9 protein-coding genes are annotated in these 8,087 nt (G+C 72.1%); all 9 read left to right on the top strand.

Going from position 1 to position 8,087, the window contains the following annotated elements; genetic code table 11:
* On the top strand, positions 1–666 hold a 666-nt coding region (locus tag VR44_RS16375), incomplete at its 5' end, for an SDR family oxidoreductase (RefSeq protein WP_045948236.1).
* Positions 663–2,249, top strand: a complete 1,587-nt coding sequence (locus VR44_RS42650; RefSeq protein WP_094191695.1) for a GNAT family N-acetyltransferase — start codon at positions 663–665, stop codon at positions 2,247–2,249. The genes VR44_RS16375 and VR44_RS42650, both read left to right, overlap by 4 nt.
* Positions 2,250–2,306: 57 nt before the next feature.
* Positions 2,307–3,647, top strand: a complete 1,341-nt coding sequence (locus VR44_RS16365; RefSeq protein WP_157880321.1) for an MFS transporter — start codon at positions 2,307–2,309, stop codon at positions 3,645–3,647.
* A 100-nt stretch (positions 3,648–3,747) separates the two neighbouring features.
* Positions 3,748–5,091: a class I adenylate-forming enzyme family protein gene (locus VR44_RS16360; RefSeq protein WP_045948234.1), complete on the top strand. Its 1,344-nt coding sequence runs from the start codon at positions 3,748–3,750 to the stop codon at positions 5,089–5,091.
* On the top strand, positions 5,088–5,864 hold the full coding sequence (locus VR44_RS16355; RefSeq protein WP_045948233.1) for an SDR family NAD(P)-dependent oxidoreductase: 777 nt from the start codon (positions 5,088–5,090) through the stop codon (positions 5,862–5,864). Before VR44_RS16360 ends, VR44_RS16355 begins: the two co-directional genes overlap by 4 nt.
* On the top strand, positions 5,858–6,124 hold the full coding sequence (locus VR44_RS16350) for a phosphopantetheine-binding protein (RefSeq protein WP_045948232.1): 267 nt from the start codon (positions 5,858–5,860) through the stop codon (positions 6,122–6,124). Before VR44_RS16355 ends, VR44_RS16350 begins: the two co-directional genes overlap by 7 nt.
* Before the next feature lie 12 nt (positions 6,125–6,136).
* Positions 6,137–6,919, top strand: coding sequence for a thioesterase II family protein (locus VR44_RS16345; RefSeq protein ID WP_052713639.1), 783 nt, complete (start codon positions 6,137–6,139; stop codon positions 6,917–6,919).
* Positions 6,919–7,380, top strand: coding sequence for an OsmC family protein (locus VR44_RS16340; RefSeq protein WP_052713638.1), 462 nt, complete (start codon positions 6,919–6,921; stop codon positions 7,378–7,380). Before VR44_RS16345 ends, VR44_RS16340 begins: the two co-directional genes overlap by 1 nt.
* 119 nt (positions 7,381–7,499) lie before the next feature.
* On the top strand, positions 7,500–8,087 hold a 588-nt coding region (locus VR44_RS16335; protein WP_045948231.1), incomplete at its 3' end, for a thioesterase II family protein.

Here is an 8,087-nt window from a genome sequence, read left to right as displayed (position 1 = left end):
TTCGACAGCCCCTACGCCCGCTCGAAGTACGAGGCCGAACTGGCCGTCAGGAAGGCCATCGCCGACGGCCTGGACGCGACGGTGCACCGCGTGGGCACGCTCGTCGGCAACACCCGGACCGGCACCTTCCTGCCCGACCCGAGCGTGAACATGATGTACCAGATCCTGCGGGTGATCCTCAGCTGCGGCCTGGTCCCCTCTGCGCCCGGCTGGGGCATGGACCTGACCCCCGTCGACTACGCGGCCGACGCCATCCTGCGCCTCTCGCGCGACCCCGCCCACTCGGGACGCACCTTCCACGTCTCCAACCCGGTGAGCCTCCCCTCGACCGACCTCGCGGTCATCCTCCGCGACCTCGGCTACGCAGTGATCCCGGCCGCCCCGCAGGCGGTGGGGGAGTGGCTGGGACGGCCGGGGGCCGACGCGACCGACGCCAACGCCCACGCCTTCCTCGCCCAGTTCGTCAAGCCGGTGCGGACCCTCGTCGAGTACGACGCGCAGGCCACGGCACAGGCCCTGGGCGACCTGCGCTGCCCCCGGCCCGACGCGGCCCTGCTGCGCACCCTCATCGGCCACGGCATCGAAACAGGCTTCTTCCCGAAGTCCCGGCTCTGGGACTTCGCGACCCTCCTCGACAACCCGAACGCGTTTGGAGCAGCACAGTGATCCACGAAGTAGTCGTCAACGACGAGGGCCAGTACTCGACCTGGCCGGCCGGACAGGACCTGCCCGACGGCTGGAAGCAGAGCGGCTTCCGGGGCGCCAAGGAGGAGTGCCTGCGCCACATCGAGGCGGAGTGGTCGGACCTGACGCCCGTGTCGGTGCGCGAGCTCCTCGAACCGCCGACCAACTCCCTCGCCACCGGGCGACTGGTCCTGCGGGAGCTGACGCCCGGCCAGGTGGCCGGACTCCTCGACGAGAACGCGACGTCCGAGGACTGGATCGAGGGCTACCCGCTGCCCGGCAGCAAGAACGCCGCCACCGGTTTCGGGCGCCGCACCCCCGGCCAGATGCGGTTCGGGTTCGGCATGTACCACCTCGTCCGCGCCGAGGACGGTCTGGTGATCGGCGAGATGGGCTTCCACCAGCCGCCGAGCGGCGGCACCGTCGAGGTCGGGTTCGGCCTCGCCGAGTCCTGCCGCGGCGCGGGTTATGCCACCGAGGCCCTGACCGGCCTGGCCCGCTGGGCCTTCTCCCAGCCGGGGGTCGACCAGGTCGTCGGCCGCACGCTGACCGCCAACACCCCCTCCCAGGGCGTGCTGACCCGGGCGGGCTTCCGCCACGAGTCCCGCGACGGGGACATCGAGCGCTTCGTGCTCGGCCCGGCGGACCTCGCGCCCGCCTCCGAGCCCCTCGGCCTCGACGACGAGGGCGCCGCTGTGATCGCCGAGCTGATCGAGGCGCGCCTGCCGGATGGCCGCCGCCACGAGCTGGTCTTCGCGCCCGGCACCGAGCCGCTGGTCCGGGTGGTCCGCGAGGACGGCGCCGCGCTGGCCTTCGTCCAGTGCGGCGCCATCAAGGGCGTCGATGACCAGGACAACCACTTCCTGGACATCGTGGTGCGGCCCGGAGCCGACCGCCGCGGCCTCGCGTCGCGCCTGCTCGCCGAGGCCCGCGTCTTCGGCCGGGCGGAGGGCAAGAGCGGCCTGATCGCCGCCACCGCCGACGAGGACGCGATATCCGGCGACTGGGTCCGCAAGCACGGCTTCGAGGTGATCGGCCTGCACGGCGTGAGCAAGCGCGCCCCCGGCGCCCCCGCCGCCGGGGCCGCCGCCCACCTGGTCGTCGAGCAGGTGGACCGGGCCGACACCGAGGCCGTGGAGGAGCTCGTCGCCCTCGCGGTGGAGACCTGCTCCGAAGTCGTGCTGCCCGGAGGCGTCAAGCTCAAGCTGGAGCCGGAGACGGTCCGGCACATCGTCCTCGGCAAGGGCGGGGGCGACGGCCTGCTGTTCCTCTGCCGCCAGGACGGCCGCCCCGTCGGCTGGATCGCGTCGGACTCGGTCCAGGAGGGCGGCGTGCGCCTCGTGGACGCCCAGGTTCTCGCCGAGTTCGCCGGCACCGGTGTGCTGCAGGCGCTGCTGGCCTCGGCGGCCGCACGGGCGGACCACGAGGGGATCACGGTGACCGCGGTCATCGAGGAGAAGGGGCAGCCCGAACTCGCCGAGGCCCTCGTCCGGGCCGGCTTCGTCCGCGAGAGCGGCCGCACGATCTGGCGGCTCGCCCTCGGCACCGCCGCTCCCCAGGCCTGAACCCCCGCGCCGGCGCCAGGGCACCGGCAGCTCCCGTCGAACCGAAAGATGCCTCCCATGTCCTCAACCAAGCAACATCCGCTCCACGTGCTCGGCCTGCTGCCACGCCGCGCCCAGGCGCTGCTGGCCGCCAACGCGGTGAACTCCTTCGGCGCGGGCCTGGTCATGCCCTTCCTGCTGGTGTACTTCGGCGACGTCCGCGGTCTGGACATCCGCACCGGCCCCGCCGCGATCGCCATCACCGGCCTCTGCTCGTTCTGCTCGGGTCTGGTCTGGGGCCACCTCCTGGACAAGTTCAGCTACCGGATCGTGATGCCGGTCGTCATGGTCATCGCCGGCGTCGGCACCAGCCTCTACGCCGTCGCCGACCGGCCGTGGACAGCCCTGGCGGTCGCGGCCCTGTACGGCCTGGGCATGGGCGGTGTGGGCACGGTCACCAAGACGATGTTCGCCACGGTGGTCCCGAAGGAACACCGCACCCTCACCTTCGGCCTCGAGTTCACCCTCTTCAACGCCTTCGTCGGCATCGGGGTCCTGGTCGGCGGCCTCGTCGCCGCCGGCACCCTGCGCAGCTACCAGCTGCTCTACGTGGGTGACGGGCTCTCCTTCCTGATCACCGCGGTGGCCTTCCTGGTCCTGCTGCCGAAGTCCGCGCAGCCGAGTCGCCCCCAGGCCGCGGGCGACCCCGACGCGCCCAAGCCCTCCTACCGCACCGTCCTGGCCACCCCGGCGCTCGCGCTGGCCTTGCTGGGCATGCTGCTGTGCGCGACCGTCTCCCTCAGCCAGTTCCAGTCCGCGCTGCCGGGCTACGTCACCGTCAACGGAGCGGTCACCCCGCGCGGGATCTCCGTGGCCTTCGTCGCCAACGTCGTGGTGATCGTCCTCGCCCAGTTCCTGCTCATGCCGCGGCTGACCAAGGTGCGCAGGAGCACGCTGATCTCGGCCTCGGGCGTGCTCTCGGCGGCCAGCTGGGCCTGCGTCTACTTCGCCGGCCTGACCTCCGGGACCGCCGCCGTGGTCACGCTCGTCGCGGGTGTCGCGATCTTCTCGGTCGCCGAGGTCATCGTGATCCCCGTCGTCGCCGCGCTGATCAACGGACTGGTCACCGACGAGGTCCGCGGGCGCACCAACGCCCTGTTCTCCTTCGTCATCTCCGGCGGGATGATCCTCGGCCCGCTGCTCACCACCGCCCTCCTCGACGTCGACCACGGCCGGGTGCTGATCGTGGTCCTGGCGATCGGGAGCCTGCTCGTCCCGCTGGCGGGCCTGCGGCTCCGCCGGAGCCTGACGGACGAGCACGACCTCCCCGAGGCCAAGGCCGAGGCCGGGTCCGAGGCCGAGAACGCGACCGGGACCGAGGCCGCCCCCCAGGGCGAACCGGCCGCGGCCACGGCCTGATCCCCGACGGGGCCCGGGCCGCAAGCCCCGCGCCTTCCGGCCCGGCGCCCCACCCCTGCTCGAAGGAAGACAGCAACATGACCACTGCAGCGAGGAAACCGTGACGAGCCCACTGATCGACCGGTTCCGTGACTTCGGGGACACGGACGCCCTCGTCGTCGACGGGGTCCGGCACACCTACGCGGCCCTGGCGGAACGCGTCCGCGACTGGCAGGCCTACCTCGACGAACACGAGGTCCGCGCCGGCCAGGTGGTCGCCCTGGAAGGCGCCTGCGACGCCGACGTGTGTGCCGCGTTCGTCGCACTGGCCGCCCGGGGCGCCATCGCCGTGCCCCTGCCGCGGTCCACTGACGCCAGGCGCGCGGAGTACCACGAGACCGCCGAGGTGGAAGTGGCCGTCGTCGTGGACGGCGCGGGGGGACGGGTCCTCGAGCGGACAGGCCGGACGGCGACGCACCCGTTCCACGGACGGCTGCGGGACGCCGGGACGGCAGGCCTGGTGCTGTTCAGCTCGGGAACCACCGGGCGCAGCAAGGCGATCGTGCTCGACCTCGGCAAGATGCTCGCGCAGTACGGCGACCCGTCCCGGGCGCGGCGCACCCTGGGCTTCCTCAGCATCGACCACATCGGCGGCATCAACACCCTGCTGCACACCCTGAACCACGGCGGCACCCTGGTCACGGTCTCCGACCGCCGGCCCGACACGGTGTGCGCGGCGATCGCCTCGTACGGCGTCGAAGTCCTCCCCACGACACCGACGTTTCTCAACATGCTGCTCATCTCGCACGCCCACGAACGCCACGACCTGAGCTCGCTGCGCCTGGTGACCTACGGAACCGAGCCCATGCCCCAGCGCACGCTCGAACTCCTCCACCAGGCCCTTCCGTCGGTCCGGCTCAAGCAGACCTACGGCCTGTCCGAGCTCGGCATCATGTCGACCAAGTCGAAGGGCGACGGGAGCCTGTGGGTCAAGCTCGGCGGCGCCGGGTTCGACTACCGGATCGTCGAGGGGATCCTCTGGATCCGCTCCGACACGGCCATGCTCGGCTACCTCAACGCATCCGCCCCCTTCGACGCCGATGGGTACTTCAACACCCAGGACGCCGTGGAGACCGACGGCGACTACGTGCGGATCCTCGGCCGGGTCACCGAACTGATCAACGTGGCGGGGGAGAAGGTCTACCCGAGCGAGGTCGAGAGCGTCCTGCTCGAAATCCCCAACATCGCCGAGGCCACGGTCTCCGGCAGGCCCAGCCACGTGACGGGCATGGTGGTGAAGGCCACCGTGAAGCTGGTCGCCCCCGCCGACCCGCGCGAAGTCACCCGCCAGGTACGCGAGTACTGCGGCCGAAGGCTCGAAGCGTACAAGGTGCCGCTCGTCGTGGAGGTCTCCGACGCCGACCAGCACTCCGACCGGTTCAAGAAGGTGCGTACTCCCGCATGACAGAGAATCCCGACACCAGCGGCACCACGGCGGAGAAGACCGCCGGCGAGGGCCGGGTGGCCGTCGTCAGCGGCGGCAGCCGAGGGCTGGGCCGCGTCCTGGTCGAGCGCCTGCTCGCCGACGGCTGGCACGTCGCCACCTTCAGCCGCTCCGCCTCCGACTTCGTCACCGAGGCGATGGCCGCCCACCCCGGGTCCTTCCACTGGGAGGCCGTCGACCTGGGCGAGCCGGAGACGGCCCGGACCTTCGTCCGCAACGTCCACCGCGTCTTCGGCAGGCTGGACCTGCTCGTCAACAACGCCGGCATCGTGCGCGAGGAACTCCTCTTCACCATGCCGCCCAAGGCGATCGAATCACTGATCACCGCCAACCTGGTGGCCCCCATCATGCTCACCCAGGCCTGTGCCCGGGTCATGACCCGCCAGGGCGGCGGGGCCATCGTCAACATCTCGTCCATCAACGCCGTCCGCGGCTACCGCGGCGTCTCGGTCTACGCCGCGGCCAAGGCCGGCCTCGACGGGTTCACCCGCAGCCTGGCCCGTGAACTCGGCGGCCACGGCATCCGCGTCAACTCCGTGGTGCCCGGCTACTTCGACAGCGCGATGACGGCGGAGATGCCCGCCGCGTCCCGCGCGCGCATCGAACGCCGGACCCCCCTCGGCCGTCTCGCCGCGGCGGACGACGTGGCCGACGCCGTCCTCTACCTCAGCTCCCCCCGGGCGGAATTCGTCACCGGGCAATCCATGGTCATCGACGGAGGCCTTACATGTTGAACGCACGAGAGTCGATCGAGGCGGAAATCGTCCGGCTGGTGCAGGGAGCGGGCGGGGACGCGCCCGCGCTGTCCCTGACCACCGACCTGGTCGGACTCGGCCTCACCTCGCTCATGTTCGCTGAACTGCTCATCGGCATGGAGATGGAGCTCGGGGTGGACCCCTTCCAGGGCGAGACCTCCATCGTCGAGATGCGGACGGTCGGCGACCTGGTCACGGCCTACGACGACGCGCTCGCCGCAGCGTCCGCGCGAGCGTGAGGGAGGGGGACCTTGAGCATCTGCGTCCTGCGCGGCCGGTCGACGGCCGCCGTGGAACCCGCTGAACTGACCCTGATCCTCCTGCACCACGCGGGAGGGTCCGCGGGGAGCTTCGTGCCCCTGCTGCCCCACCTGCCCGAGAGCTGGCGGATCCTGGCCCCCGAGCTGCCGGCGCGGGCGACCGCGCCCCGGCAGCCGGTCTGCCCGAGCGTCACGAGCGCGGTGGACTCGTTCGCCGAGGAGCTGACCGGACAGCTTTCCGGCCCCTACGCGGTCTTCGGCCACTGCCTCGGCTCGCTGATCGCCTTCGAGCTCGTCCACGCACTCGCCGCACGGGGCCACCACCGGCCCCTGTGGGTCGGCGTGTCGGGGAGCCCGGCGCCGCGACTGGTCGTCCCCGAACCGGCCGACGGCCCGCCCGAGGACTGGACGCGCGAGCAGTACGTCGCCTACATGCGCCGGCTGGGCGCCACCCCCGAGGAGCTGTGGAACAACACCCTCCTCGCGGACCGCATGATCACCGCGCTGCGCAACGACCTCGTCGTGAACCACGGATACCGGTACCAGGACCGCGCGCCCCTGGCCTCCCCCCTCTCCGTGATGAGAGGGGACGGCGATCCGCTGGTCACCGCCGAGGAGATGCGGCCGTGGGCCGACCACGCGGACGCCACTGAGTTCCGCAGCTGGCCGGGGGACCACTTCTACCTCTTCGACCGTGCCCCGGAGGTGTCCGCCGGCATCGTCGGCGCCATCACCGCGGCAGCCGCACATATCGAGACGACGGGAGTCCGCTGATGGCGACCCGATCCGCCCGCGCCGTATGGCGGGGCCCCCTGTTCGGTGAACGGCCGCAGGACGCCGGGGAGGGTACGGTCTCCCTCGACTCGGTCGGCGCCGGCCTGCCGATGCGGTGGAGCAGCCGGATCTCCGAGCCCGCCGGGGAGAGCACCCCGGAGGAACTGGTGGCGGCCGCGCTGGCCATGGACTACGCCCAGTGCCTCACCCACAAGCTGGAGGAGCGCGGTCACCTCGCCCGGGAACTCGACGTCGAGGCCACCCTCCACCTGGAGCTCGTCGAACCCGGCCGCCACTCCCTCACCTCGGGCTCCCTGACCGTGCGCGGCGACGCGGACCTGCCGCCGGAGCTGTTCCGGGAACTGTCCCTGACCGCCCACCGGGAGTGCTTCCTCGTCATCGCCCTGGACCTGCCCGTCTCGGTCCGGGCGACCCTGTCCGCCCCGTCGGACACGCCGTAGGGCACGGGCCGGAGGCCGGGTCCGCGCGGGTTCGCCGCGCGGACCCGCCCGGCCTCCGGGACAGACCCCGTGAACACGAACGACCGCACGACCGACGCGACGACGAGGTGCAGACGAGCATGACCATCGGCCTGGAAGCCGACACGTGGTTCCGCAGGTACCGCGCGACGGACACGCCCCGGCGCCGCCTGCTGATCCTGCCGCACGCGGGAGGCTCCGCGAACTTCTTCCACCCCTGGGGCCGCGCTTTCGACGAAGGTACGGAGGTCCTGGTGGGGAAGTACCCCGGCCGCTACGAACGGCTGGCCGACCCCTTCATCGACACCATGGACGAGCTCGCCGACCGGGTGACCGCCGCACTGCTGCCCCTCGCGGACCTGCCCCTGACGCTCTTCGGCCACAGCATGGGCGCGTCGCTGGCCTACGAGGTGGTGCGGCGCCTGGAACAGCGGCACGCCGTCCGGCCCGCCGCCCTCCACGTCTCCAGCCGCGAGGCCCCGCACCGGGTGCCTCCCCGAGATCTCTACCGCAGAGACGACGCGGCGCTGATCGCCGAACTGCGCAGGCTCGGGGGGACCGACTCCGCCCTCCTGGACGACCCGGACGTCCAGGAGTTCGTCCTGCCGTCGCTGCGGGCGGACCTCACCGTCGCGGACACCTACGGCCCGCGCCCGGCCTCCCCGGTCGGCTGCCCGGTCCACGCCTGG

It is taken from the genome of Streptomyces katrae, assembly GCF_000966975.1.
GTDB lineage: Bacteria > Actinomycetota > Actinomycetes > Streptomycetales > Streptomycetaceae > Streptomyces > Streptomyces katrae.
The sequence above is the reverse complement of the archived record's forward strand: the minus strand, read 5'-3'. Positions and strand labels throughout refer to the sequence as shown.

Bases quoted from the DNA above. Each gene is read 5' to 3' on its own strand.
- VR44_RS16365 (WP_157880321.1), top strand. From the start codon at position 2,307: ATGTCCTCAACCAAGCAACATCCGCTCCACGTGCTCGGCCTGCTGCCA.
- VR44_RS16340 (WP_052713638.1), top strand. From the start codon at position 6,919: ATGGCGACCCGATCCGCCCGCGCCGTATGGCGGGGCCCCCTGTTCGGT.
- VR44_RS16355 (WP_045948233.1), top strand. From the start codon at position 5,088: ATGACAGAGAATCCCGACACCAGCGGCACCACGGCGGAGAAGACCGCC.
- VR44_RS16350 (WP_045948232.1), top strand. From the start codon at position 5,858: ATGTTGAACGCACGAGAGTCGATCGAGGCGGAAATCGTCCGGCTGGTG.